This window comes from Acinetobacter sp. YH01005 (assembly GCF_013420465.1).
Classification (GTDB): Bacteria; Pseudomonadota; Gammaproteobacteria; order Pseudomonadales; family Moraxellaceae; genus Acinetobacter; species Acinetobacter amyesii.
In genome coordinates this window covers 1-24593 of the sequence record NZ_VOYA01000023.1, presented here as the reverse complement: position 1 = coordinate 24593, position 24593 = coordinate 1, and the positions used below count along the sequence as shown (strand labels likewise).

Annotated in this window: 25 protein-coding genes; 14 read left to right on the top strand and 11 right to left on the bottom strand. The window is 40.4% G+C overall.

Annotation, left to right across the window (positions count from 1 at the left end; genetic code table 11):
* Nucleotides 1–31: 31 nt before the first annotated feature.
* The 4 genes from putA to FTT72_RS13590 all read left to right on the top strand — a co-directional run bounded on the left by putA (nucleotide 32) and on the right by FTT72_RS13590 (nucleotide 6065).
* Entirely contained in the window at nucleotides 32–3763 is a 3732-nt protein-coding gene (gene putA, locus FTT72_RS13605) for a trifunctional transcriptional regulator/proline dehydrogenase/L-glutamate gamma-semialdehyde dehydrogenase (RefSeq protein ID WP_180178543.1), read from the top strand.
* 230 nt (nucleotides 3764–3993) lie between these two features.
* Nucleotides 3994–5076 (top strand): tRNA (uridine(54)-C5)-methyltransferase TrmA, encoded by a 1083-nt coding sequence (trmA, locus tag FTT72_RS13600; RefSeq protein WP_078193491.1) that lies wholly within the window; start codon nucleotides 3994–3996, stop codon nucleotides 5074–5076.
* A gap of 252 nt (nucleotides 5077–5328) precedes the next feature.
* Entirely contained in the window at nucleotides 5329–5553 is a 225-nt protein-coding gene (locus FTT72_RS13595) for a hypothetical protein (RefSeq protein WP_168378613.1), read from the top strand.
* A 263-nt stretch (nucleotides 5554–5816) separates the two neighbouring features.
* Entirely contained in the window at nucleotides 5817–6065 is a 249-nt protein-coding gene (locus tag FTT72_RS13590; protein WP_180041590.1) for a hypothetical protein, read from the top strand.
* A gap of 56 nt (nucleotides 6066–6121) precedes the next feature.
* On the opposite strand, the gene FTT72_RS13585 is transcribed toward FTT72_RS13590, so the two are convergent.
* Nucleotides 6122–6898 (bottom strand): phosphodiester glycosidase family protein, encoded by a 777-nt coding sequence (locus tag FTT72_RS13585; protein ID WP_257233437.1) that lies wholly within the window; start codon nucleotides 6896–6898, stop codon nucleotides 6122–6124.
* A gap of 135 nt (nucleotides 6899–7033) precedes the next feature.
* Here FTT72_RS13585 and FTT72_RS13580 point away from each other — a divergent pair, with 135 nt between their 5' ends.
* Nucleotides 7034–7570: a lecithin retinol acyltransferase family protein gene (locus FTT72_RS13580; RefSeq protein ID WP_111883727.1), complete on the top strand. Its 537-nt coding sequence runs from the start codon at nucleotides 7034–7036 to the stop codon at nucleotides 7568–7570.
* A 139-nt stretch (nucleotides 7571–7709) separates the two neighbouring features.
* Here the strand turns inward: FTT72_RS13580 and FTT72_RS13575 are convergent, their stop codons facing one another.
* Both FTT72_RS13575 and FTT72_RS13570 read right to left on the bottom strand, forming a co-directional pair.
* A complete protein-coding gene (locus tag FTT72_RS13575) occupies nucleotides 7710–8168 on the bottom strand; it encodes an SRPBCC domain-containing protein (RefSeq protein WP_372491103.1) in 459 nt (152 codons plus the stop codon).
* Nucleotides 8169–8251: 83 nt separating this feature from the next.
* Entirely contained in the window at nucleotides 8252–9313 is a 1062-nt protein-coding gene (locus tag FTT72_RS13570) for an aldo/keto reductase (protein ID WP_180178542.1), read from the bottom strand.
* A 95-nt stretch (nucleotides 9314–9408) separates the two neighbouring features.
* Between FTT72_RS13570 and FTT72_RS13565 the strand changes: the two genes are divergently transcribed.
* Complete coding sequence (locus tag FTT72_RS13565; RefSeq protein ID WP_180178541.1) at nucleotides 9409–10332, top strand: LysR family transcriptional regulator; 924 nt, start codon at nucleotides 9409–9411, stop codon at nucleotides 10330–10332.
* An 8-nt stretch (nucleotides 10333–10340) separates the two neighbouring features.
* Here FTT72_RS13565 and FTT72_RS13560 read toward each other — a convergent pair whose 3' ends face one another.
* Entirely contained in the window at nucleotides 10341–11252 is a 912-nt protein-coding gene (locus FTT72_RS13560; protein WP_180022134.1) for a bestrophin family protein, read from the bottom strand.
* A gap of 135 nt (nucleotides 11253–11387) precedes the next feature.
* Nucleotides 11388–13115, bottom strand: a complete 1728-nt coding sequence (locus FTT72_RS13555) for a glutamine--tRNA ligase/YqeY domain fusion protein (protein WP_180004641.1) — start codon at nucleotides 13113–13115, stop codon at nucleotides 11388–11390.
* 168 nt (nucleotides 13116–13283) lie between these two features.
* Between FTT72_RS13555 and FTT72_RS13550 the strand changes: the two genes are divergently transcribed.
* Nucleotides 13284–13793, top strand: coding sequence for a peptidylprolyl isomerase (locus FTT72_RS13550; RefSeq protein WP_078193500.1), 510 nt, complete (start codon nucleotides 13284–13286; stop codon nucleotides 13791–13793).
* Between the two features lie 87 nt (nucleotides 13794–13880).
* Nucleotides 13881–14600: a UDP-2,3-diacylglucosamine diphosphatase gene (locus FTT72_RS13545; RefSeq protein WP_180178540.1), complete on the top strand. Its 720-nt coding sequence runs from the start codon at nucleotides 13881–13883 to the stop codon at nucleotides 14598–14600.
* A gap of 133 nt (nucleotides 14601–14733) precedes the next feature.
* Here FTT72_RS13545 and FTT72_RS13540 read toward each other — a convergent pair whose 3' ends face one another.
* Both FTT72_RS13540 and hpaI read right to left on the bottom strand, forming a co-directional pair.
* On the bottom strand, nucleotides 14734–14952 hold the full coding sequence (locus FTT72_RS13540) for a transposase (protein ID WP_111883736.1): 219 nt from the start codon (nucleotides 14950–14952) through the stop codon (nucleotides 14734–14736).
* Between the two features lie 329 nt (nucleotides 14953–15281).
* Nucleotides 15282–16076: a 4-hydroxy-2-oxoheptanedioate aldolase gene (gene hpaI, locus FTT72_RS13535; protein ID WP_168379673.1), complete on the bottom strand. Its 795-nt coding sequence runs from the start codon at nucleotides 16074–16076 to the stop codon at nucleotides 15282–15284.
* Nucleotides 16077–16328: 252 nt separating this feature from the next.
* Between hpaI and nfsB the strand changes: the two genes are divergently transcribed.
* Nucleotides 16329–16982, top strand: coding sequence for an oxygen-insensitive NAD(P)H nitroreductase (gene nfsB / locus FTT72_RS13530; protein WP_180023792.1), 654 nt, complete (start codon nucleotides 16329–16331; stop codon nucleotides 16980–16982).
* A 115-nt stretch (nucleotides 16983–17097) separates the two neighbouring features.
* Nucleotides 17098–17331: a hypothetical protein gene (locus FTT72_RS13525; RefSeq protein WP_078188692.1), complete on the top strand. Its 234-nt coding sequence runs from the start codon at nucleotides 17098–17100 to the stop codon at nucleotides 17329–17331.
* A gap of 337 nt (nucleotides 17332–17668) precedes the next feature.
* Here FTT72_RS13525 and FTT72_RS13520 read toward each other — a convergent pair whose 3' ends face one another.
* The 4 genes from FTT72_RS13520 to FTT72_RS13505 all read right to left on the bottom strand — a co-directional run bounded on the left by FTT72_RS13520 (nucleotide 17669) and on the right by FTT72_RS13505 (nucleotide 21409).
* Nucleotides 17669–18523: an EamA family transporter gene (locus tag FTT72_RS13520; RefSeq protein WP_078193508.1), complete on the bottom strand. Its 855-nt coding sequence runs from the start codon at nucleotides 18521–18523 to the stop codon at nucleotides 17669–17671.
* A 111-nt stretch (nucleotides 18524–18634) separates the two neighbouring features.
* A complete protein-coding gene (gene fba / locus FTT72_RS13515; RefSeq protein ID WP_078193509.1) occupies nucleotides 18635–19672 on the bottom strand; it encodes a class II fructose-bisphosphate aldolase in 1038 nt (345 codons plus the stop codon).
* Between the two features lie 122 nt (nucleotides 19673–19794).
* Nucleotides 19795–20070, bottom strand: coding sequence for a hypothetical protein (locus FTT72_RS13510; protein WP_078193510.1), 276 nt, complete (start codon nucleotides 20068–20070; stop codon nucleotides 19795–19797).
* Nucleotides 20071–20221: 151 nt separating this feature from the next.
* The gene (locus tag FTT72_RS13505) at nucleotides 20222–21409 is read right to left on the bottom strand and encodes a phosphoglycerate kinase (RefSeq protein WP_180133083.1); all 1188 of its coding nucleotides are present in this window, start codon (nucleotides 21407–21409) and stop codon (nucleotides 20222–20224) included.
* A gap of 140 nt (nucleotides 21410–21549) precedes the next feature.
* Between FTT72_RS13505 and FTT72_RS13500 the strand changes: the two genes are divergently transcribed.
* From FTT72_RS13500 to FTT72_RS13485, 4 genes are all read left to right on the top strand, one after another.
* Nucleotides 21550–21933: a DUF2237 family protein gene (locus FTT72_RS13500; protein WP_078193708.1), complete on the top strand. Its 384-nt coding sequence runs from the start codon at nucleotides 21550–21552 to the stop codon at nucleotides 21931–21933.
* Nucleotides 21933–22526 carry a nucleoside triphosphate pyrophosphatase gene (locus FTT72_RS13495; protein ID WP_078193512.1) on the top strand — a complete coding sequence of 198 codons (594 nt, stop codon included), beginning with the start codon at nucleotides 21933–21935 and terminating at the stop codon, nucleotides 22524–22526. Before FTT72_RS13500 ends, FTT72_RS13495 begins: the two co-directional genes overlap by 1 nt.
* Nucleotides 22527–22632: 106 nt before the next feature.
* On the top strand, nucleotides 22633–23178 hold the full coding sequence (locus FTT72_RS13490; protein ID WP_162689708.1) for a hypothetical protein: 546 nt from the start codon (nucleotides 22633–22635) through the stop codon (nucleotides 23176–23178).
* A gap of 96 nt (nucleotides 23179–23274) precedes the next feature.
* Entirely contained in the window at nucleotides 23275–24441 is a 1167-nt protein-coding gene (locus FTT72_RS13485) for a cupin domain-containing protein (RefSeq protein WP_180178539.1), read from the top strand.
* Nucleotides 24442–24593: the final 152 nt, after the last annotated feature.

Genomic DNA, 24593 nt, shown 5'->3' with positions numbered 1-24593 from the left:
GTCATAGAACTTTGACACGGAAAATTGAAACATGAATGGAAAAGTATTTGAAGTCACGGGAAGCGATGACTACATCATTGAATTTAAAGACAAGAATAGCTTTGAACAATCGATTAATACAGCATGGCGTCGTGCTGAAACTGAGTGCATTGAAAACTTATTAGCACACAGTGAAATCCCTTCCCCGATCAGCGATCAAATTCAACAATTGGCTTTTGACTTAGCCCATTCATTACGTGAACGTAAAAGCGGTACAGGTAAAGCAGGCATTGTACAAGGCTTGCTACAAGAGTTTTCATTGTCTTCTCAGGAAGGCATCGCGCTCATGTGTTTAGCTGAAGCGCTACTCCGTATTCCAGACAAAGCAACACGTGATTTACTGATCAAAGATAAAATCAACCAAGGTAACTGGAAAGATCATGTTGGCCAAAGTAGCCTCATGTTCGTAAATGCTGCTGCTTGGGGATTAATGCTGACGGGCAAACTGATGGAAACCCCTCAACAAAAAAGTCTGTCTAGCCTACTCACCGGTATTTTAGCACGCAGTGGACGTGGCATTATCCGTAAAGCTGTAGACGTGGCTATGCGTATGATGGGTGAACAGTTTGTTACAGGTGAAACCATCAATGAAGCGCTTAAACATGCAGAAGTATTAGAAGACAAAGGCTTCCGCTATTCATATGACATGTTAGGTGAAGCAGCATTAACTGAACCTGATGCAGAACGTTATTATCAAGACTATACCGATGCGATCCACGCGATTGGTCAAGCCTCTGAAGGTAAAGATGTTTATAACGGTGCAGGTATTTCGATCAAATTATCTGCCCTACACCCACGCTACCAACGCTCGCAGATCGATCGTGTACATAACGAGCTTTATGGCAAAGTGCTTGAACTTGCAGTATTAGCCAAGCATTACAATATTGGTCTAAACATTGATGCCGAAGAAACTGACCGCCTTGAAATTTCATTGGAACTACTTGAGCGCCTGTGTTTTGAGCCTAAATTAGCGGATTGGAAAGGTATTGGATTTGTGATTCAAGCCTACCAAAAACGCTGTTTCTATGTGGTCGACCATATTATTGACCTCGCTAAGCGTAGCCAAAAACGTTTAATGATTCGCTTGGTGAAAGGTGCATACTGGGACAGCGAAATTAAGAAAGCGCAAATTGAGGGTATGAGTGACTATCCTATATTTACGCGCAAAGTTCATACCGACCTATCTTATATTGCATGTGCTAAAAAACTCTTGGCTGCACCTGAGCAAATTTATCCTCAGTTTGCAACACATAATGCGCAAACCGTTGCTACGATCTACCAATTAGCACAGCCAGAGCTTTACTATCCAGGCCAGTATGAATTTCAGTGCCTTCACGGCATGGGTGAACCCCTCTATGAACAAGTGGTGGGTTCGAAATCTGACAACAAACTGGGTGTGCCATGCCGTATTTATGCACCGGTGGGTAACCATGAAACCTTATTGGCCTATTTAGTTCGACGTTTACTGGAAAATGGTGCGAATACCTCTTTCGTCAACCGTATTGCAGATAAAAATTTAAAAATTGAAGATTTAATTGAAAATCCAAGACAGACGATATTAGCGGCTGCTGAAAAAGAAGGTGTGACTGGCGCTAAGCATCCATCCATCCCATTTCCGCAAGATTTGTATGGCTCAGAACGTCGCAACTCAAAAGGACTCGATTTAGCCAATGATCGCGACTTATCTCAGCTCAATACCACGGCAGTACAGCATGCACATACCCAGTGGCATGCTAGTGCAATGGGCGCTAATTTAGAAGAAATTCATACTGCAAGTATCAACATTACAAACCCTGCAAACCATAGTGATGTGGTCGGCAGTGTCAGCGAAGCCAGCCTAGAACAAGCGGAAATCGCTCTCAATAATGCGGTAAATGCCCAAGCTTCATGGAAAACTTTAGACAAAGATCAGCGTGCAGCATGCTTAAACCGTGCAGCGGATTTGATGGAAGCACAATTGCAATCTCTGATGGTGTTATTGTCACGCGAAAGCGGTAAAACCTACGCCAATGCTATTGCTGAAGTCCGTGAAGCTGTAGATTTTCTACGTTATTATGCAGCTCAAATGATTGATCTAGCAGAAAATACGCATATTGAACCTCTTGGCACTGTGCTGTGCATTAGCCCATGGAACTTCCCGCTTGCTATTTTCACAGGTCAAATTGCGGCGGCCTTGGTTGCAGGTAATACCGTGATTGCCAAGCCTGCTGAACAAACACCGCTGATTGCTGCTCAAGCTGTACATATTTTATGGGAAGCAGGTGTTCCGTTTGATGTATTGCAACTCCTTCCTGGGCGTGGCGAAACCATTGGTGCCAAACTCAGTGCTGACTCACGTATCCAAGGCATCATGTTTACTGGCTCAACAGAAGTCGCACGTATCTTGCAAAAAACCGTGGCACAGCGCTTAAACCAATTTGGCGAAAGCGTGGTTTTGATTGCTGAAACTGGCGGTCAGAATGCCATGATTGTTGACTCATCTGCATTGACAGAACAAGTGGTATTGGATGTCGTTAACTCTGCTTATGACAGTGCTGGTCAACGCTGTTCTGCCCTGCGTATTCTCTGTGTGCAAGAAGATAATGTGGACGGTGTCCGTACCATGTTGCAAGGTGCGATGAAGCAACTTCGTGTCGGAAATCCTGCACTTTTAGCAACTGACATTGGCCCAGTGATCGACCTTGAAGCACAGCAAAATATTGAAAAACATATTGAGAAGATGCGTAGCAAAGGCTATCCAGTACATCAAATCATGTTTAATGCTGATAGCAATGCCTTAAGTACGGGTACTTTCGTTGCACCAACTTTGATTGAACTGCCAAATTTAAATGATTTAGAACGCGAAGTTTTTGGGCCAGTATTGCATTTAATCACCTACAAATATGGTGAGATTGAAAACCTATTAACGCAAATCAATGCCAAAGGTTATGGTTTAACCATGGGCTTGCATACACGTATTGATGACACGATTCAAAAAGTTATCGGTCATGCAGAAGTTGGCAACCTATACATTAACCGTAATATTGTAGGCGCTGTGGTTGGTGTACAACCTTTTGGCGGCGAGGGCTTATCAGGTACTGGTCCAAAAGCGGGCGGTCCTTTATATCTTTACCGTTTAATGCATCAAGTTTCTGAGAAAAAACTGGCTACACCTTATGCGGCTCAGGCAGAAACGCAAGCTGCACATTTCCCTGCATATGAGGCTTTTAACACTTGGGCGAAGCAGCATTTTTCAGGCATTGCTATTCAAGCACCGCAGGCCATAGCCGCTGGACAAAGTTTTGAGCTACAAGGCCCAACTGGTGAAAACAACCAATATGCCATTTTGGCACGTAAAGGTGTGCTTTCATTGGCTAATAATGATGCAGATCAACTGAATCAAATTGCTGCGATTTTATCGGTAGGTAGTCAGCCCGTCGTACTTGCAGACAATACTTTTGTGTTGAAACACTTAAATAGCATGCCAAAAATCCTCGTGGACCAATTTAAAGTGATCACTGATCTTTATCATGGTAATTTTGATGCGGTTTTACATCATGGTGAAAAAGCTGAGTTATTAAAAATTCAACAAGTCATCGCGTCTCGTAAAGGTGCAATTATTGGCATTACGCATTTAGCTTCAGGCCAATATGACATCCCTGTAGAACGTTTCGTGATTGAGCGTGCAATTAGTGTCAATACTGCAGCGGCTGGTGGTAATGCCAGCTTAATGACGATGAATTAAACATTCAAATGAACTCCAACTAATCAGTTCCTCACTTAGCTCAATCTTTATGAATGTTCCATAAAGATTGAGCATTTTTTTAACTTTCCCCTAGATGAATGAACTAATTTAAAGATTCAGACTCATTTTCTCGACAGATAAATACAGCCAAAAGTGGAATTAATTTAGTCTTATAAGGTGAATTTTGCTAACATGACTTTTTTTAATATGTTTGCGATTTTTTACTGCATATGACTTCAACTTATCAGCAACAACTTGATGCCAAAGTTGCCCGCATTACGGCTCAATTTTCAGAATACAACCCTCCCTCTTTAGAAGTTTTTCCTTCTGCTGAACAAAACTTTCGTATGCGAGCGGAATTCCGAATTTGGCATACTGAAAATGATATGTTCTATGCAATGTTTGAACGCAATGCAGACAATGAAAAACAAGTTGTAGAAATTAAAGATTTCCCGATTGCAGATAAAAGCATTAATGATTTAATGCCCGTATTATTAAATGAACTCAAGGCACAAGAGATCTTATCTAGCCGATTATTTGAGGTTCATTTCTTAGCAACGCTGAAAGGTGAAATGCTGGTTTCATTGGTTTACCGTTGCCCACTCAATGCTGAATGGGAAGTTGCTGCCAAAGCGCTGTCTGAAAAGCTCAATATCAAGATTTATGGTCGTAGTCGTGGTCAGCGCGTGATTTTAACTGATGACTATGTGGTTGAAGAACTCCAAGTATTTGACCGTAAATATCAGTATAAACAAATTGAAAGTAGCTTCACACAGCCAAATGCCGGCGTATGTCAAAAAATGCTGGAATGGGCGTGTCAGGTTGCGGATCACTCAGACAAAGACTTACTTGAGCTCTACTGTGGTAATGGTAATTTCACGCTGCCACTTTCTACACGCTTTAATCGCGTTTTGGCAACAGAATTAGCCAAGTCTTCAGTTTATGCAGCACAGTGGAATATTGAGCAAAATGGCATTGATAATATCCAAGTGGCTCGTCTATCAGCTGAAGAGTTTACCCAAGCCTACAATGCTGAACGTACATTCCGCCGCCTTGAAGAAGCTGAGATTGAAATTTCAAGCTATAACTTCGATACGGTATTTGTCGATCCACCGCGTGCAGGTATCGATGATGAAACACTAAAACTGTTGCAACGTTTTGAACGCATTATCTATATTTCATGCAACCCAGATACTTTACATGACAATCTTAAACTGCTTTCACAAACGCATAAAATCAGTAAATTTGCCTTGTTTGATCAATTCCCTTATACACACCATGTAGAGTCTGGTGTGTTTCTTGAGAAGATTTAAACAAATTATTTCAAGTCATGTTGTTGTCATAAAAGGAGCTTTCTAAAAGCTCCTTTTTTATATACTAAAAAAGCTTTATTTTCTCGCCACATGCGGTGTAATGGATGCCTTTTTATATCAATTAGGCAAAGATTCTAAAAGTCCAATCGAAAAAATGATGATTCAAGTGGCTAAAATTTCACTTTAGTAGTCTTGCTTTATTTATTGGATTGGTTATATTTCGTCCTATGTTAGGTCGCAAATGAAGGCTCTATGAGTTTTTGGCATAAGTTGTTCGCTAATGAACAGCAAAACGGGCATAAGAATCAAATTGCCTGTGTTGAAAATGATTGCTCTTGTAAAACCAATGAACAGCTTATTGCTGCTCTTACAAAGGCAACAGATGAAGATGTTATCCTCGGTATTAAAAAAGTGCTCGCTTCGCGCGGTTATAGCCGTAAGGAATTAAATGAAATCCAGCATCTACCTCTACAGTAGAGTCTGAACATTCAATGTTCAAACAAGGCATTCTGTTTTACAGAGTGCCTTTTTCATTTTTTAGTCTAATCAAAAGTATGCCGCTTATTTACAGATTAGGTTTTGTGGATTGGCCACATCGCTATTTACAGCTTTTATGCTATGCTCCAAGGCAACTCAGTGATGTCTAATTTTTAAACACACGACAATAAAACCTAATATTGCATCAAATATGATGCCGAAGACCTCTAAACAGCATTGATATAAAAACTAAAGGAATGAACATGAATAAATTAACAATTTGCCTAATCGCCTGCTGCATACTTAGTCTAAGTGCTTGTAGCCAAATTCCCAAAGAATGCGAAGAATCTTGGGATAAACTCGAAGCCTTATCGAAACAAATGGGCTTAAACGAAGAGCAAATCAAAGAACAGAAAAAACAGTTTGAAGAAAGTATCAAGCAACAATCTAAAGAACAAGCCATTCAAATGTGCCAAACCCAAAGTACCTTTTTAGGTTTAGTCGGCAAATAAACAGTAGTTGCTATCAATCTAAAGACTGTATACATGAAGCCCGACCATTCGGGCTTTTATTGTTTGCATTGAAATGCTGTTGTATACGCTACAATTGGCCCTAAAGCTTTCAAACTTGAATCATGTCTATTCAATGCTTGAATATCTGCACTAGACACAGATCCATCTAAATACAAGGCATTGTTAATCGATAATTGCTGCTTAAAATATTGTGCAAATGCATAAAACGACACGCCTTCACGACTGATCACAAAATACAACTTGCCGTTTTTGATCCCCACACCATTGCGGATTTTCAATGAATCTGACTGTGGGATAAAGTTTGAATTGATTTTTCCATCTACCACTAGCATCGGGCCTGACTGCGTTGCATAACGTGCCTTAAAATCTGTGGAAGCATATTTTTGTGTGGTTGATATCACCGCTTGCTTGCCATTCCATGCTAGAACACCATTCGGCTGAATTAAAAAATTACCAAAGCCTCGTGTTGCACGATTCAAGGCTTTTTTCTGCACTCCATTTTCAACGTATAGACCAACAGGTGCTAAGTCTGCATGATACATCCCGGCATTCATTGCGAAGTTCATCGTATTACACTTACGCGCTAATACCTGCTTTAGTCGCTGTAGGTCTTGATATGGCTGCTGCTGTGTATCATATAAATAGAGCTTCAGTTGACTCAGATCGGAAATTTCAACCACATCCACGGCAATAGGCTGACTGACACGTTTCGCTTGAATATTGGCATAGGAAATACTCGGTGAGAAAATCAGACCGAGCAGCATCATAAAGCGCATTTTTTTAAACATTGAGGTTAATTGAAGACCAAGCATGACCCTATCCATAGTGCACGTTAAAAATCGAACAAATTTTAGCTAAATCATCGCTAAAATAGTCGATTAATTCACAGATTAAAAGTAGACTAATCTTTAAAAATAATTCGGATTTAAAGTAGGACTGGTAAATTCATGCACGTGCAGAAAGATGGTTTTCCTCTTGGAACACATCTGATTGTTAAACACTTCGGTTATAGCCATCATGGCATATATGCCGGCCGCGGTAGAGTCATTCACTACTCTGGTTTTGCACACCTTTTCAAAAAACATCCAATTGAAATGACTTCTATCGAAAATTTCAGCCACGGCAAAAAAATTATCGTTCAGTCATATAGCAATCCAAAATTTAAAGGTCGTAAAGTGGTGCGTCGCATGCGCTCACGTATGCATGAAAACAACTATCATCTGATTATTAATAACTGTGAACACTTATGCACATGGGCTATTACCGGCGTTGAAAGTAGTCCTCAAGTGTTCCGTATGATGAACCGACTCACCACGATTGGCTATGTCAGTTCTCTGATGAGCTTTATGAGCAGTATGATGCTAACCGTGACCACCACTTGCTTTGCACTGGTGTTCTATATTAAAAAGAAACTGCGCGAAAAAGCCAAAATGCAAATGCCGGTTTATACCTATTTAAAGCGTGAAGAACATAAAAATCGTTAATTCACTGCAGCAGCATTGAACCGTGGCTTTATCAAATTTCAATACATCAGCACATTGCTTAGAAATCTTGTGCCAATACACAAGATTCTGCTTACCGCGTATCAGATGTCATGCTTAATTTTGGTCACTCTTCACATTGCTAAAAGTTCGCATTGCTAAAAGGTGGAAATTTATCTTCAACCAAATTGCTTTGCAGGCCATGTTCTAAATAAATTTTGGCTGCATCCAAAACCGTTGTAAAACCACCTGTACTATCGATAATAAAATCAATTAATGCCTGACCTTGCAGAGGAATCTTTGAATTTTTGATACGAACGTAGGTTTCCATCGGGCTAATCTGCTCAAAAATAAAATCGACTTGAGTTTTTGGTTCTCCCCACTGTATTTGAATTAATTTGTTTTCCTTAATACTCAGCACGTCTACATCGGCGACTGCATTATATTTCTGCCAAGTCCATTGCACGGTTTTACCTTCTTCTAGATAGCCACTCGATGCACTAAACCAAAAATGCTGTGTTATTAAAGGATCAACAAAAGCATTAAATACGATATTGATGGACTTACGAATTAACATCTGGGTTTCAATCACGACACTCATCAGCATTCCTACAGTATTTTAATTTTATTCAGTGATAGCACAGAGAACTGATTATTGCCTACCACTGAATTGTTATTGCCCTATTATGCTGTATGTTCTGTAATAAATGCTGATGTCACTAGCGTGGGATTCTTCTCTGTAAATTGCCCATTCCAATAGGGATAGTATGGATAAGGTGGATACACTGCACTGACTGCGTCTAATCGGGCTAACTGCTCTACGCTTAACGACCAATCTTTCGCCGCAAGGTTATCCAACAGTTGCTGTTCATTACGTGCGCCTATCAAAATACTAGACACAGTCGGTCTGGTTTTCAGCCAATTCAATGCAATCTGTGGGATAGAGTGCCCTGTTTCCATGGCAATTTCTTGCATTACATCTAACACTGCAAATAACTTTTCGTGTTGAACTGGCGGTGCGAATTGAGCGGTCTCATGCAGCCGGCTATGCTTTGGAATCGCATGCTCACGATCAAATTTTTCAGTTAATCTCCCCCAGCCCAGCGGACTCCAAACCACTGCACCAATCTGTTGATCATGCTGCGCAGGCATCAACTCCCATTCATAGTCACGTCCAATCAAAGAATAATAGACTTGATGCACACTTAGCTTTTCATAGCCATGCTGTTGGGCAATCGACTGTGCTTTCATAAGCTGCCAGCCTGAAAAATTCGATGCACCGATATAGCGAACTTTTCCACTATGTACCAAGTCATCTAAACTGCGCATCAGCTGCTCAAGTGGCGTCGTGCTATCAAACTGATGCAGCTGCAGCACATCGATATAATCTGTGCCTAACCGCTTTAAACTCGCCTCCACGGCTTGAATTAAATAGCTTCTAGAATATCCACCTTGATTGATTCCATCATTCAATCGGATACCCACTTTGCTGGAAATAATCACCTCTTGGCGTTTTGATTGAAGTAATGCACCGAGCATCTGCTCTGAGGCACCATTTGAGTAAGCATCTGCGGTATCGAAATAATTCACGCCTTGATCAATACACAGATCAATCATACGTTGGGCATCATTTAAACTCGATTGCCCCCATGCAGAGAAAATAGGGCCTTGCCCGCCAAATGTACCTGCACCAAAGCCGAACTCTGAAACTTGTAAGCCAGATTGCCCTAGGTTGTGATAGTTCATGGTGATTTCCTGTGTTTAATTTATACACAGAATAAGTACAGATGTTTATCAGAAAACCCTGAATATCGAGAAAGACTTTCTTGATTATATTGATAATGCTAACTGAAGATTTCGACTTATTCACACGAATGGCGGCACTGGGTTCAATCAGTCAAGCTGCCAAAGAAGCCAATCTCTCTGTTTCTGTCGCTAGTAGCCGTCTACACAGACTTGAACAAAGTTTAGGGCTGCGCTTATTTCATCGCACTACACGGCAACTACATTTAACACAGGAGGGTGCTGTTTTATTGCAACAAGGTTTTCCCTTACTCGAACAATTTAATTCTCTGCTAGGCCAATTTCAGCCTGAACCACAACAACTTAGTGGGGTATTAAAAATCACCTGTTCAGAAGTTTTTGGAAATCGTATCTTAGGGCCAGTATTTGCAGCCTTTGCCAAGTTGCATCCAACATTGACTTTGGATATTGAACAGACCGATCAAAATTTAGATTTGGTCTCCGCAGGTATCGATGTTGCGATACGTATTGGTCAACTAGAAGACTCATCGCTGATTGCTAAACCACTTAGCTTAAACCGTCGTATTTTGTGTGCCTCGCCAAACTATATCGAGCAACATGGCGAACCTCGCTCTCTAGAAGAGCTCTCTATACACCAATGCATTTTACAGAAATACCCTAAGGGTGTTTCGCAGCTTTGGACATTCGTCCAAGATCAACACAACATAAATATACCTGTTTCAGGACAAGTTCATATCAACTCAGGTGAAGGCGTACGCCAAGCAGCACTTGCAGGTTTAGGCATCTCAAACCACTCCATCTGGCATGTGGATGAAGATTTACAATCTGGCCAGCTCATCCAAGTTCTACCCAAGATCCCTGTTCAAAGCACAGCAATCTATGTGGTAATTCCGCATCGACATTTTGTTCCGCCTAAAGTACAGGCTTTTATGCGACACTTGGACGATTTTTTCCAGCATCAATATGCGTGGTATGTATCGCCCAATTTATCTGAAAATTAGGCCAAAACTTATCTTAGGTTACTGTTAAAAGTCTTAATCAGCGGTGGCAGATCCACCTCTAAACTACTAAATATTTCACGCTCAATATTCCGTACAATCGAATCCAGCGGTAAATCATTTTCCTGCAAACCAAAAGGCTCCTCCAGCTCTGCACTTAACGCATCCAACCCTAAAAATAAATATGCAATCAATGCCACAATGACAGGTGTCCATATCCCTAAACTGGCCTCTAAGCTAAATGGTAAAATCAGACAAAATGAATACACCGCGCGATGTAAAAGCACCGAATACGAAAATGGCAATGGCGTGGTCATAATACGGTCACAGCCTGCATGGATATCACCCATCGCTACGGTATGACGTGTGAGCGTGCTGTAGATAATGTCTGTAATCTGACCTTGTTTATAGGTTTTGACTAAATCTTTTTGAATAATTTCAAGTAAATACTGTGGTGCATTGATATTGTCTCGGCATTGCTGCCATTGCTGCTCCGTTAAATCTACACCGTCTTTAAAATGTACAATATCTTGTGATTCATAGCGTAAGCGATCACGTAACAAATTGCAAAACAGCATGATGCGGTACATCAACACGGTTCTTTGCTCATCTTCAAGTACATGACTATCCCGAATCATGTGGCGTGTATTGGCAATCAATGTGCCCCAAAGCTTGCGACCTTCCCACCAACGGTCATAACAGGCAGTATTTCGAAAGCTCAAAAAAATCGACAGAATTACCCCAAAGATAGTAAACCCGATGGCTGGAACTTCGGGCGTATTCAGGTAATGTGCAGCACTTAGATACACCAAAATCGCCGACAAACTCACCACGACGGCTAAAGCAGGCATGACTTTTGGGAGTATCGTGCCATGCCATGCAAATAAAAGTTTAAAGCTATTATTTTTATTTCGAATGATCACTTATTTCCCCTCTGTACTGCCTTAATGAACCATCTCAACAATGAAAAAAGCCCAACCGAAGTTGAGCTTAATCTTAACCTACTTGATCTTAACCTATTGGGGATTCAAAGATGAATCCCTTTAAAAACTAAGATTTTATTTACCCGGTTTAAAACTGTCTTTCAAATCTAAGATGCGGTTAAACACTGGTTTTTCAGCTGTATGATCAAACTGATCTGCAACAAAGTAACCTTCACGTTCAAATTGGAAACGATCTTCAGGTTTTGCTTCTGCCAATGCAGGCTCAATGACCGCTTGAACCACTTTAAGTGATTCTGGATTTAAGTTTGCAAGGAAGTCATCACCCACTTCAGGGTCTGATTCAGTGAATAAACGGTCGTAGATACGAACTTCCGCTGCAATACCCTTGCTTGCAGAAACCCAATGTACAACACCTTTCACTTTACGGCCTTCAGGGTTTTTACCTAAAGTTTCAGGGTCAATTGAACATTTCAATTCAACCACTTCACCGTTCTCGTCTTTAATCACTTCATCACACTTAATCACATACGCATGACGTAAACGCACTTCACCGCCCGGAATCAGACGTTTAAAGCCTTTAGGCGCAACTTCTTCAAAGTCTTTACGATCAATGTAAATGTCTTGAGTTAACGGAATGATACGGTCACCCATGTCTACGTTTGGATGACGTGCATGCACCAAATCCATCGCTTCAGGCAAGTTAGTTAAAGTCACTTTGAGTGGATTCAACACAGCCATGCCACGCGAAGCAGTATTTTCTAAAGACTGACGGATGCAGTATTCAAGCATTGCAACATCAACAATACTACCATCGACTTTAGTTACGCCAACACGTTTACAGAAGTCACGTAGACCTTCAGGTGTAAAACCACGACGGCGCATACCCACAACGGTCGGCATACGTGGATCATCCCAACCATTCACAAATCCACCTTCAACCAATTTACGTAATTTACGTTTAGAGGTAATGGTGTAATCTACATTTAGGCGGCTTGATTCGTACTGACGCGGTACAGATGGTGATTTAACTTTCTCGACAACCCAGTCATAGAATGGACGATGATCAACAAACTCTAGTGTACACAGTGAATGCGTAACCCCTTCAATGGCATCTGATAATGGATGCGCATAGTCGTACATTGGGTACATTTTCCATTTATCACCAGTTTGGTGATGTTCAGAATGCAAAATACGATACAAAATAGGATCACGCATATGGATGTTAGGTGAAGTCATGTCAATTTTGGCACGTAGTACTGCCTGACCTTCTCCCAACTCACCATTACGCATTTGTTCAAAACGCGCTAAGTTTTCTTCTACGCTAGCATCACGTTGCGGCGAATTTTTACCCGGCTCCACAAAATTACCACGGTTCAGTTTGATTTCTTCAGGGCTCTGCAAATCCACATAAGCATCACCTTGTTCAATCAATTGCACTGCCCAAGTGTAAAGCTGATCAAAATAGCTTGATGCATAACGTGGCTCGCCGTTCCACTCAAAACCTAGCCATTTCACGTCATTGGCAATACCGTCTACATACTCTTGCTCTTCGGCATCCGGGTTTGTATCATCAAAACGGAGGTTACATAGACCTGCGAATTCTTGAGCAATACCAAAGTTTAGGCAAATAGCTTTTACATGACCAATATGTAGGTAGCCATTTGGCTCTGGTGGAAAACGTGTTACAACTTGTTCAGTACGACCTGCAGATAAATCATCTGTAATGACTTGACGTACAAAATCTAAGCCTGGCTGTTGTTCCTGCTGCGCAGCTTCGACAGGGGCATTGTTCTTGGTTGTCGGATTGTTAGGCAGGGATGAAACAACATCGTTTGGCTTCATGGTAATAAAATCACTTCTATAAAGATAAAATTAGGATAATTAAAACGCTTTTCTTTATTTTTAACAAAGAAAGTAACGTTTTTACTTGCCTTGTAGTTTACAGTTTGCTTATGCTTCTCACAACCAAAAAACCCATGGCTTTCATGTCCATGTACAGGAGATTACACAATGAGTTTTCCTCAAGTCGAATTAAACACCAATAAAGGTCGTATTGTTCTTGAGCTTAACACTGAAAAAGCACCTAAAACTGCTGAAAACTTCTTACAGTATGTTCGCGATGGTTTCTATGACGGCGTGATTTTCCACCGTGTTATTGATGGTTTCATGATCCAAGGCGGCGGCATGGATGAAAACTTCAAAGAAAAAACAACTCGTGATTCTATTGAAAACGAAGCTGACAACGGTTTAAGCAATGATGTTGGTACGATCGCTATGGCACGTACTCAAGCACCTCACTCTGCTTCAGCTCAATTCTTCATTAACGTGAAAAACAACTCCTTCCTTAACCACACTGGTAAAACAGCGCAAGGTTGGGGCTATGCAGTATTTGGTAAAGTAGTTGAAGGTCTTGACGTTGTTGACGCAATCAAAAGCGTTCGCACTGGTAACCGTGGCTACCACGCAGACGTTCCTCTAGAGAACGTTGTAATTGAATCAGCTAAAATCATTTCTGAATAAGAATCCCTCCTAACCTCCCTTTATAAAAGGGAGGAAAAGTCCCTCTTTTTTAAAGAGGGATTTAGGGAGATTCAAAGGAAAAGATTCGTGACCTATCTGTTTATCGCTGATTTACATTTGTCACCTGAACACCCTCGACTCGTTCGGGGGTTTTTAGCTTTGTTAGAACAATACAAAACTCAAAATACCCAGCTGTATATTTTAGGTGATTGGTTTAATGCTTGGATTGGTGATGACTTTACTGCCCCATGGTTAGACGAAATCATTGCAGCGCTTAAAGATTTTACTGCTTTGGGAAATCAAATTTATTTCCAAGTAGGTAATCGTGACTTTGCATTGGGTCAAAAGTTTTTAGATAAATTTCACGGTCAATTATTACAAGACGTTGATTATCTCCACATTAGCAACTATAAAATTCGCCTCGAACATGGCGATTTACTTTGCACCGATGATGTGTCTTACCAAAAGTTTCGTAAAGTGATTCGTAATCCTTTGCTTTTAGGTTTCTTAAAGAGCTTACCGCTTAGCATTCGACAAAAAATCGCCAATGGCTTCCGCAAAAAAAGTACAGAAACCAAGCAAGTTAAATCTTATGAAATCATGGATGTAAATGCCGAAGCTGTAGAAAAAGCTTTAGAGCATGCCGATCTACTGATTCATGGACATACCCACCGCCCCCAAATACATGATGTGCATGGCAAACCGCGTATCGTTTTAGGGGATTGGCGTGCAGAGCAAGCTCAAATATTAGAGATTGGTGAAAACCCATCTGTAAGCGATTTAAAATTAAAAATTTGGTCTTACTAGCCCATAGCTTTCTAATCGTGAGCCTTTAGAAAAACTTACCATCATATTTGATTAATATACGTATCCAGACCATGCAAACGTAGACTTTTAATTAAGCACAAAAAAACAGCAGATGATCTGCTGTTTTTTGCTTTTAGGCTAGGCGATATAGCTGGTTTGGGCCAGTATAGAAGCTTTTGCCATCTAGATTCAGGTTAAAGGTTTCGCCTGTTTCTAATTCAATCATTTGCCCAACATCAACCCAAATTAAACCAGCATTGGTATTTTGTTGACGTTTCAAAGGCACCAGTTTTACATTAATTTCGTCGCCATTTACGGCTTTGGCAGTTTGCCAAGTATTTAAAATATTCAAAAGATTTACTCAACATGTGAGCTTTTTGTGACAGAACAAAGAGATTAATCAATCGGGTTTGGAATAATAATTCTGTAGTTACAAAGATAAGATTCAAGTCAGAAGCTTGAATACAGATAAATCACAATCAGCTAAATAAAAAAAGATAAGCAGGAACATTACCCGCTTCGAGTTAAGCAGAAGTATACAATATTGCGCTTTGATTAGCAAAAGTAGGACTTATATATACTCTAAGCCACTACTTTTGCTAAAATTATTGAATTAATTTTTTTAACCAACGAGTAAATTAATTACCCACACAGTAAATAATATAACCAAGGCTGTACCGCTTAGTAACCACCTTCTGTTTTCATTACTTGGGTATCGGTTTTATACTTCGATAAAAGCTCTCGTAACGAATTCATGAGCACACTGGTATCGACACCCACGGCAACAAATTCTGTGCCTAACTCGATATATTTCTGAGTCACATCATGTTGTGTCGACAAAATACCTGCGGCTTTACCCGCCTTACGTATACGCTGAATTGCATCAATCACGGTTTTTTGTACTTCAGGATGGTTCGAATTCCCCTGATAACCCATCGTCGCCGACAAATCCACCGCACCAATAAATACCCCATCGATGCCATCAATTTTCAGTATTTCATCTAAGTTTTTAATCCCCTCAACCGACTCAATCTGAATCAGTAAACAGATATTTTCATGTGCAGTTGCATAGTAGTCAGGAATACTGTTCCAACGTGTTGCACGTGCTAATGCTGCACCTACTCCACGAATACCTTCAGGTGGATAACGTACTGCCTTAACCATAAGTTGAGCTTGTTCAACAGTTTCAACCATAGGAATCAGCAAGGTTTGCGCACCGATATCCAACAATTGTTTAATCAGTTGCACACTACCAATTGGAGGTCGAACTACGGCTTGCGAAGGATATGCTGCAATACTTTGCAATTGCGACAATGTCGTCCGTAAGTCACTTGGTGCATGCTCGCCATCAATTAGCAACCAGTCATAACCTGCGTTTGCAGCTATTTCAGTCCCATAAGCATCGGCTAATCCGACCCATAAACCAATCTGCTGTTCGGTTTTTAATTTTTTCTTGAAATGATTGGTGTAATCCATCGCTGCTGTCTCATGCTTAAACTATGATTAACTACAATTGATTAAACGCCTTTTGGCAAAAACTACCAATAGCATTTATCTATCTTATGATTTTATATAACTCTAATTCGCACTTCATACAGCTTAAATCTGTTAATTTTTAGCCAATGAGTACAGCATATACGACTAAGATCTATCTTTGGAAAATTTTCTCCTTAGACCATTTGGCCATTTATCCGCTAAACTACAGCAAACTATATCTGGAGATATTCGATGGATCTGTTAAACGTATCAAAACAACGCTATACCACGAAAGCATATAATCCTGCTAAAAAAATTCCACAGGAACAATTTGAGCGTTTATTACAAATACTCCGTTTAACACCATCTTCCATTAATATTCAGCCTTGGCATTTTTTTATTGCAGATCATGATGCAGCCAAACAACGCATTGCCAAAGCCTTAGTAGGAAAATATGCCTACAATGCCCCAAAAGTTTTAGATTCATCACATACGATTTTATTCTGTACTAAAGCAGACATCACTGCAGAGCATTTAGATAATCTTTTAAATCAGGATGATCGTAGTGGTCGCTTTAAAGATGACAAAGCCAAACAAGGTCAAAAAGACAGCCGTACAGGTTATGTCGATTATTATCGTAATGAAAAAGGTGATATTCAACGTTGGGCTGAAAACCAAACATTTATTGCTTTAGGTCAAATGCTTTTGGCAGCAGGCATTGAAGGTGTGGATGCAACACCGATTGGTGGGTTTGACGAAGCGATCATCTCTGAAGAATTGGGCTTAGTTGAACAAAACTTGATTCCTTCTGTACTGATGACTTTAGGCTATCGTAGCGAAAATGATTTCAATGCGAAATTACCTAAATCACGTCTGAATGCTGAAGAAATTTTTACACATCTTTAAGCTTTCAATAAAACCGACGAAAGGGGCAATTTTGCCTCTTTTTTGTCATTTCGGGACTTATTATTTAAACAATTATCGCGTATATTCTGCTCAAAATATACTCAGGTCTCTCCCTATGCCTACAGCTATAAAACTACCCATGAAATTTCATTGCGAAGCGTGCAATACGGTTTATTTACAAAAATATGCGGGCGATATGCTCCATAGCTATCCAAACTGCCCAAATTGTAAACAACCGGGTCAATTACAAGGCACCATTGAAACTCAAGATTTTCTGAAGCACCCTGTTGCTGTGGGTAAATGTTATTTTGAAAATACCTTACAACGGTTTCAACAACTTACGCGTTAACTAAGCATCTAAAACCAAAAGCCCTCAAATCGAGGGCTTTTTTATAACGACATATTTAGCAACAATGTGAAAATAGAAAATTTATAAATTGGTCTGAACTTTGCTGAATAATTTGAATCAAAATAACAAATCAAGCAGAGGTGGGACATGTCATATTTACTACAAATGCCGATGAAGTTTGAATGCGGTCATTGCCATCAAATGTATCTGCATACTTATCAATATACTGATCATCACTGCCCTGAGTGTCCAACCTGTCGAGATCAAGGACTGCTCATGGGCGTGGCTGAGTGGGATGATTTGCTACAACACCCGATCGTTTTTGCTAAAACTTATCTTAGACAGACATGGCATATGCTAAGCAAACCACACTCATGATCCCTGCAATCAAACCAAATACGGTTGCGACTCTCAATTTTTCTTTAAAGATGATGAGGCCCGCAACCACACCTAAAACTACAACCAAAATATTCATGCCAGCAAAGACGATTGCAGGTGTGTCTTTAAGCAACATGTGGGCTTTCACATACAGTGCAATATTGGCAAAGTTTAAGAGACCTAAGCCCAATCCAGCGAGGATATTTTTGGTCTGCCCCAAACTGCCGTGCTGTACGATGTTATAAATACTCGAAAGTAAAAATGCACAAATAAACACCAGATTTAAAGTCACTGCAAACTGCATGCCCAAACCTGAGGCAAATTTTAATAACACATCAATCAGTGCATAGCCTGCCCAAACGCTTAATAAAAATAAAATCCCCTGCTTTCCATCAATGCTTCCCTTGCGCTGTGAAAATAAAATCAGCAATACCGCAAGTACACCAAGTGCAATACCAATGAGCTTAATAGCATTAAAATATTCACTGAAAATAAAATAGGCTGCGCTAAGAGAAAGCACAACAGATAAACGCTGAGCCAATTCGGTTTTTAAAATACCCGCTGTTTGCAGTGAGCGTGCTAAGCAATAAAAAATCGTCGGCAGTAATACACCCAAAGCCGCAATTAAAACCCACGGCGTTTTATTAATCGAAATATGGGCTAGATCCGGCTTAAACCATAGAAAACATAAAATACTCGCAGATGCATAATTCCATGTGATCATTTGTGCAGGGTTAAAACCCCGATCACGACAGAGTTTTAGAATTACTGAAACGAGAACACTGCAAATCGCGGCAGCAAAGATCAATTCCATGACACGCTCTTATTCTTGAGTTGTATTTAAAGCAATTTTTCTAAGTTCAAATCAAAGAAAAGCCCACTTAATTGTGGGCTTTTCTTCAAAAATAATCTATCTCAAGACAAATTATTTATAGTGACTCACCATTTTCTCTAAAGAAATTGGACGAATCTTGTCAGCATTACCCGCTGTACCAAATGCTTCATAACGATCGATACAAATTTGTTTCATTGCATCAACAGTTGCAGAGAAGAATTTACGTGGGTCAAATTCAGCTGGTTTTTCAGCCATCATACGGCGCATAGCACCTGTAGAAGCAAGACGTAAGTCAGTATCGATGTTAATTTTACGAACACCGTGTTTGATTGCGTCTACAAGTTGGTCTACTGGAACACCGTAAGTTTCGCCGATGTTACCACCGAATTCATTAATTACAGCCAACCATTCTTGTGGCACAGAGCTTGAACCGTGCATTACAAGATGCGTATTTGGTAACGCAGCGTGAATTTCTTTAATACGGTCAATCGCTAAGATGTCACCTGTAGGTGGACGAGTAAATTTGTACGCACCGTGTGAAGTACCCACCGCAATTGCAAGTGCGTCAACATTAGTATCGGCTACAAATGAACGCGCTTCTTCAACTGAAGTTAAAAGCTGAGAATGGTCAAGTACGCCTTCAGCGCCTACACCATCTTCTTCACCAGCCATACCAGTTTCAAGGCTACCTAAACAACCGATTTCGCCTTCTACTGAAACGCCACACGCATGTGCCATTTGAACAGTACGACGAGTTACGTCTACGTTGTATTCGTATGAAGTTGGTGTTTTACCGTCTTCACCTAATGAACCGTCCATCATCACTGATGAGAAGCCAAGTTGAATAGAACGTTGACATACGTCAGGGCTAGTACCATGGTCTTGGTGCATAACCACAGGAATATGTGGCCATTCTTCGATTGCTGCCAAAATCAAATGACGCAAGAACGGAGCGCCTGCATACTTACGCGCACCCGCAGATGCTTGTACAATTACAGGTGAATTTGTTGCATCTGCTGCAAGCATAATTGCACGCATTTGTTCTAAGTTGTTTACGTTGAATGCTGGTACGCCGTAAGCATGTTCGCCGGCGTGATCCAAGAGCTGGCGCAATGAAATAAGAGCCATAATATCCTCCCAGGTAATGCCGCATATTCTACATGCTCAATCATTTCAATTCAGCAACAAATAACACTATTTAAAAAAAAATCCCTGCATTTGCAGGGACTTTTTAAATAAAGACAACAATCTTAGTGAGCTGCTGCTGCTGAAGCGGCTGTTTCAGCGTCAGCTGTTGCTTCGTCTGCAGGTGCATTTGCAATTTCAGCAGGAACATCTTGGTTCTTTTCATCCAATACTGGCTTATCAAGTTCATCAATGGCTTTTTGTTGTTCTGGCGTTGTTTGAGCATTATCTACGGCAACAGCAGATGCTTCTGATTCCGTTGGTGCAGACTCTTTTTTAGCACAAGCTGTCAAAGTTAATGGTGCGATTAAAAGTACAGCAAGTGCAAGTTTTAAGTTCATCGTTGTTTCCTACTACTGCGAATTAGGTGTTGCGATGAATTTTATTGCAGAAATATTGCACTTTGATGACGACAAAATGAATGGGCGATAAAAAAAGGCTGACCGAAGCCAACCTTTTTTAATACTGTATTATCTTATTGATAATACTAAATTAAGCACGGTCAAGAAGCGCCGCTACAGCAGGAAGAGTTTTACCTTCAACGAATTCAAGGAAAGCACCACCACCAGTCGAGATGTAACCAATTTTGTCTGCAACTTCATATTTATCAATTGCAGCAAGCGTATCACCACCACCCGCGATCGAGAAGCCTTCAGATTCAGCAATCGCTAAAGACAATGCTTTAGTGCCTTCGCCGAATTGATCAACTTCAAACACACCTACTGGACCATTCCATAGAATAGTTTTTGAAGTTTTCAAAATCTCAGCAAATGCTTTTGCAGTTTCAGGACCTACATCCAAAATCATATCGTTGTCTGTTACATCTTCAACTTTTTTCACAACAGCTTTTGCAGCAGCTAATGAACCGAGGAAGTCTGCAAAATCAATTTCAGCAGCATCAGCAACAACCACATCTGTTGGAAGTGGTACAGATACTTTTGCTGCAATGGCTTTTGCTGTGTCGATCAAGTCATTTTCACAAAGTGATTTACCAACATTGAAGCCTGCAGCAGCTAAGAATGTATTAGCAATACCACCACCCACGATCAATTGATCACAGATGTCAGATAGTGAAGTTAATACATCTAATTTAGTAGAAACTTTTGAGCCTGCAACAATCGCAACCATTGGTTTTGCAGGAGTTTTAAGTGCACGGCCTAGTGCATCAAGCTCAGCAGCAAGTAAAGGACCTGCAGCAGCCACTTTTGCACAACGTGCTACGCCTTCAGTCGATGCTTCTGCGCGGTGAGCCGTACCAAATGCATCCATAACGTAAACATCACAAAGTGCTGCATATTTAGCAGATAATTCAGGATTGTTTTTCTTTTCACCTACATTGAAACGGCAGTTTTCAAGTAAAACCACTTGACCTGGCACAACGTCAACACCATCCAAATAGTCAGTGATCAATTGAACATCTTGACCCAAAGCTTCTGTTAAATAAGCGGCTACAGGTGCTAGAGACTGTTCTGCTTTAGGCTCACCTTCAACAGGACGACCTAAGTGTGAATACACCATTACAGCAGCACCTTTTTCTAAAGCTGCTTTAATTGTTGGCAACGCCGCACGTAAACGCGCATCGCTTGTAATCACGCCATTTTTAACTGGTACGTTAAGATCTTCACGGATCAGAACACGTTTACCCGCCAAATCTAGGTCAGTCATACGCTGAAAGTTCATGCATTACTCTCTTTTATTGATATCAAAACGCGACGATTTTAAATGATTATGCAGAAAAACGTTAGCTTCTTTTGCAGAAAAGCTATGTCGAGCCAAAGTTTTGTTATGATAGCGAAAAGCCTTATAAAGATTCAGCGCTTATGTCGATTCATCCAGACCCAAATATTAATCGTTTAAATGTTTTAGGCGAACCCTTGGCAAGCTGTTGTTTTGATCCGATTACCGGATATTTTAGAAATGGCTTTTGCCATACAGCAACAACAGACCTTGGTCAGCATACGATGTGTGCACAAATGACATCTGAATTTTTAAACTTTTCCCAAAAAGTTGGCAATGACCTAATCACACCCTTACCCGAAGTTGGTTTTCCAGGACTACAACCTGGTGACTTCTGGTGTATCTGTGTGACTCGCTGGGTGGAAGCGTATCAAGAAGGATTTGCCCCACCTATTAAAATACAAGCGTGTCACCAAGCGGTGCTGTCTTATGTACCGCTTGATGTACTTATGGAATATGCAGTGTAATGAGTACTTCCAAAATCATTTTGGCTTCTAGCAGCCAAACCCGTAAAGACCTAATGGACCGTTTACGGATTGATTACCTCTCAATCGTACCAGATATAGACGAAACACCTCGTGGTGAGAACCACGCTGATGAGTTAGCAAAGCGACTGGCATTTGAAAAAGCTTCAGCAATTGCAAACCAACACCCAGACGCGATTGTGATTGGTTCTGACCAAGTCGCATGGCGCGAAGGCGCACCAGATATTTTTATCGGTAAACCGCTTTGCGATGAAAAAGCCATTAAGCAGCTTCAAGCCAATTCTGACAAAATCGTTTATTTCAGTACGGCACTCAGTGTCCAACAAAAATCGACAGGTTTTGAACAAACCCTTGTCGAGCACTATAAAGTGAAGTTTCGCAAACTTAGCTTGCCTGAAATTGAACGTTATGTTCAGGTTGAACAACCGTTACACTGCGCTGGCAGTTTTAAATGTGAAAGTTTAGGGATTAGCTTATTTGAAGAAATGATCGGGCAAGACCAAACTACACTCATGGGTATGCCGATGATTAAACTCTGCAATATTTTGCGTGAGCTTAAGATCTTAGTCCCATAATTTTAAAATCTTTATTTGTTACAGCATAATAAACACATCATTAGCTCTTTATGGGCTAATGATTAAAAAGTCACTTACTTATTTATTACAACCAAGAACTGAAAACATGAAAACGTTTAATTTAATTTCATCTAGCCTCATTAGCATTAGCCTTCTATTTTGTTCGACAAACGGTCATACCAATACAGTGAATCAAACTGTGACCAACTCTCAGCAATACAACAAAAACTTAGTCAATGAGTGGGTTCAATATAAATTCATCTATGCTGAACTAGAACAACAAGGCGCTGCGATGCAGGAGCAAATCATTCAACAACTGGGCACTAAAACCAAAACCGGTGGTAGTAACACGCCAGAGCAACAAATCAATAAACTAGTTGCTCTAGGCAAACAAAAATTTGAAAGCATTCAACCACAAACAGTTGAAGTGAAAAAACTTCTAAAACTACAAACCGAAAATGTTGAAATGATGGCAAAAGTCATGCCGAATCATTTCAAATTAATGTCTGATAAAGAAAATACTAAAATTGATACCAATGCACATTTTGAGCAATTCATGAAATTTTCAGCGACTACGGCTGCTGCCAATAGCTATGATTTGGAAGTTGAAAAATTAGTCATGCAATATCTCAAAGACAATCCTTTAAAATAGTCTCAAGCTAATCGAAATAATTTAATGAAATAGAGCCTTGCTAAAAACTGGAATCTCAAGGGACAATATATCCATTGAAATTGTATGTATTTAGCTATGGCTCATTCTCTTGACATCCTCGGCGGTATCAGCGCTGAACAATTCCTTGCCGAATATTGGCAGAAAAAACCATTATTGGTTCGTAATGCACTCCCTGAAATTGCCCATATACTAGAACCCAAAGACATTCTTGAATTGGCTTTAGAAGATAACGTCACTGCACGTCTCATCAAACAAAAAGATCGTGATCCTAACCAATGGACAGTAAAATCTTCTCCACTACTTAAAGCCGATTTTCAAAAAATGCCAAAACTGTGGACTTTATTGGTTCAAGCTGTCGATCATTATTCTTTTGATCTAGCCGAGCTTTGGAAGCAGTTTTCATTTATTCCGCAATGGCGTCGTGATGACATCATGGTGTCGTATGCACAAAAAGGCGGCTCTGTCGGACAACATTTTGATTTTTACGATGTCTTCCTCGTACAAGGCTATGGTCATCGCCGTTGGCAATTGGGTCAGATGTGTGATGCAGATACTGCATTTGTAGAAGGTCAACCACTTCGCTTACTACCAGAAATGGACGTACATTTTGATGAAGTGCTTGCTCCCGGCGACTTACTTTATGTGCCACCAGGCCTATCACACTATGGCGTAGCTGAAGATGAATGTCTGACCTATTCATTTGGCTTCCGCATGCCAAATGTCACTGAAATGATGGATCGAGTGACAGACAAATTCACAGACAATCCTCTACTTAAAAATCCATTAACTGACATTTTACGTGACCAAATCAGTGCGATTGGCCAAGTGACTGAAAATGAACTTGAGTATTTAAAAGAAAAGTTATTTGAACAATTGCAAAATTCAACCGTACTTGAAGATGCAATCATGAGCTTAATGTCAGAACCTAAATATCCTGACAATATTCCTGAAGCCGAAGAAATCGGCACTGGTGATCTTGAAGAGGCCTTAGATCAAGGCTATCAACTCATGTTAGAACCGGCTTCACGCTTACTATATACAGAGCAAGACGGTGATATTTTGTTTTGGGCAAATGGCGAAGGAATCTGTATCTCAGACGAATTTGCAGTGCATTTAAAAACCATTGCCGATGGCCAAAGTCTAGCGCTAGACGAATCTTTATATGATGCTGATATCTTAGAAGATATTGCCATGCTATTAAATGAATCTGTGCTGATGCTCGTCCCAACGGAAGCTGAATAAACTCAATAAAAAGGGAGCGTCATGCTCACTGCTGTCCCACAATTTTTCACAAGAGGAAGCTCATTTGAGCTTCCTCTTGTTTTATGGGTATTTTATCGGGTGAAAATAAAGCTTTTAAAGTTCTTCTTTCAAACAAATTCACTTGAATTATT

Bases quoted from the DNA above. Each gene is read 5' to 3' on its own strand.
- putA (WP_180178543.1), top strand. From the start codon at position 32: ATGAATGGAAAAGTATTTGAAGTCACGGGAAGCGATGACTACATCATT.
- trmA (WP_078193491.1), top strand. From the start codon at position 3,994: ATGACTTCAACTTATCAGCAACAACTTGATGCCAAAGTTGCCCGCATT.
- FTT72_RS13595 (WP_168378613.1), top strand. From the start codon at position 5,329: ATGAGTTTTTGGCATAAGTTGTTCGCTAATGAACAGCAAAACGGGCAT.
- FTT72_RS13590 (WP_180041590.1), top strand. From the start codon at position 5,817: ATGAATAAATTAACAATTTGCCTAATCGCCTGCTGCATACTTAGTCTA.
- FTT72_RS13585 (WP_257233437.1), bottom strand. From the start codon at position 6,898: ATGCTTGGTCTTCAATTAACCTCAATGTTTAAAAAAATGCGCTTTATG.
- FTT72_RS13580 (WP_111883727.1), top strand. From the start codon at position 7,034: ATGCACGTGCAGAAAGATGGTTTTCCTCTTGGAACACATCTGATTGTT.
- FTT72_RS13575 (WP_372491103.1), bottom strand. From the start codon at position 8,168: ATGAGTGTCGTGATTGAAACCCAGATGTTAATTCGTAAGTCCATCAAT.
- FTT72_RS13570 (WP_180178542.1), bottom strand. From the start codon at position 9,313: ATGAACTATCACAACCTAGGGCAATCTGGCTTACAAGTTTCAGAGTTC.
- FTT72_RS13565 (WP_180178541.1), top strand. From the start codon at position 9,409: ATGCTAACTGAAGATTTCGACTTATTCACACGAATGGCGGCACTGGGT.
- FTT72_RS13555 (WP_180004641.1), bottom strand. From the start codon at position 13,115: ATGAAGCCAAACGATGTTGTTTCATCCCTGCCTAACAATCCGACAACC.
- FTT72_RS13550 (WP_078193500.1), top strand. From the start codon at position 13,284: ATGAGTTTTCCTCAAGTCGAATTAAACACCAATAAAGGTCGTATTGTT.
- hpaI (WP_168379673.1), bottom strand. From the start codon at position 16,076: ATGGATTACACCAATCATTTCAAGAAAAAATTAAAAACCGAACAGCAG.
- nfsB (WP_180023792.1), top strand. From the start codon at position 16,329: ATGGATCTGTTAAACGTATCAAAACAACGCTATACCACGAAAGCATAT.
- FTT72_RS13525 (WP_078188692.1), top strand. From the start codon at position 17,098: ATGCCTACAGCTATAAAACTACCCATGAAATTTCATTGCGAAGCGTGC.
- FTT72_RS13520 (WP_078193508.1), bottom strand. From the start codon at position 18,523: ATGGAATTGATCTTTGCTGCCGCGATTTGCAGTGTTCTCGTTTCAGTA.
- fba (WP_078193509.1), bottom strand. From the start codon at position 19,672: ATGGCTCTTATTTCATTGCGCCAGCTCTTGGATCACGCCGGCGAACAT.
- FTT72_RS13510 (WP_078193510.1), bottom strand. From the start codon at position 20,070: ATGAACTTAAAACTTGCACTTGCTGTACTTTTAATCGCACCATTAACT.
- FTT72_RS13505 (WP_180133083.1), bottom strand. From the start codon at position 21,409: ATGAACTTTCAGCGTATGACTGACCTAGATTTGGCGGGTAAACGTGTT.
- FTT72_RS13500 (WP_078193708.1), top strand. From the start codon at position 21,550: ATGTCGATTCATCCAGACCCAAATATTAATCGTTTAAATGTTTTAGGC.
- FTT72_RS13495 (WP_078193512.1), top strand. From the start codon at position 21,933: ATGAGTACTTCCAAAATCATTTTGGCTTCTAGCAGCCAAACCCGTAAA.
- FTT72_RS13490 (WP_162689708.1), top strand. From the start codon at position 22,633: ATGAAAACGTTTAATTTAATTTCATCTAGCCTCATTAGCATTAGCCTT.
- FTT72_RS13485 (WP_180178539.1), top strand. From the start codon at position 23,275: ATGGCTCATTCTCTTGACATCCTCGGCGGTATCAGCGCTGAACAATTC.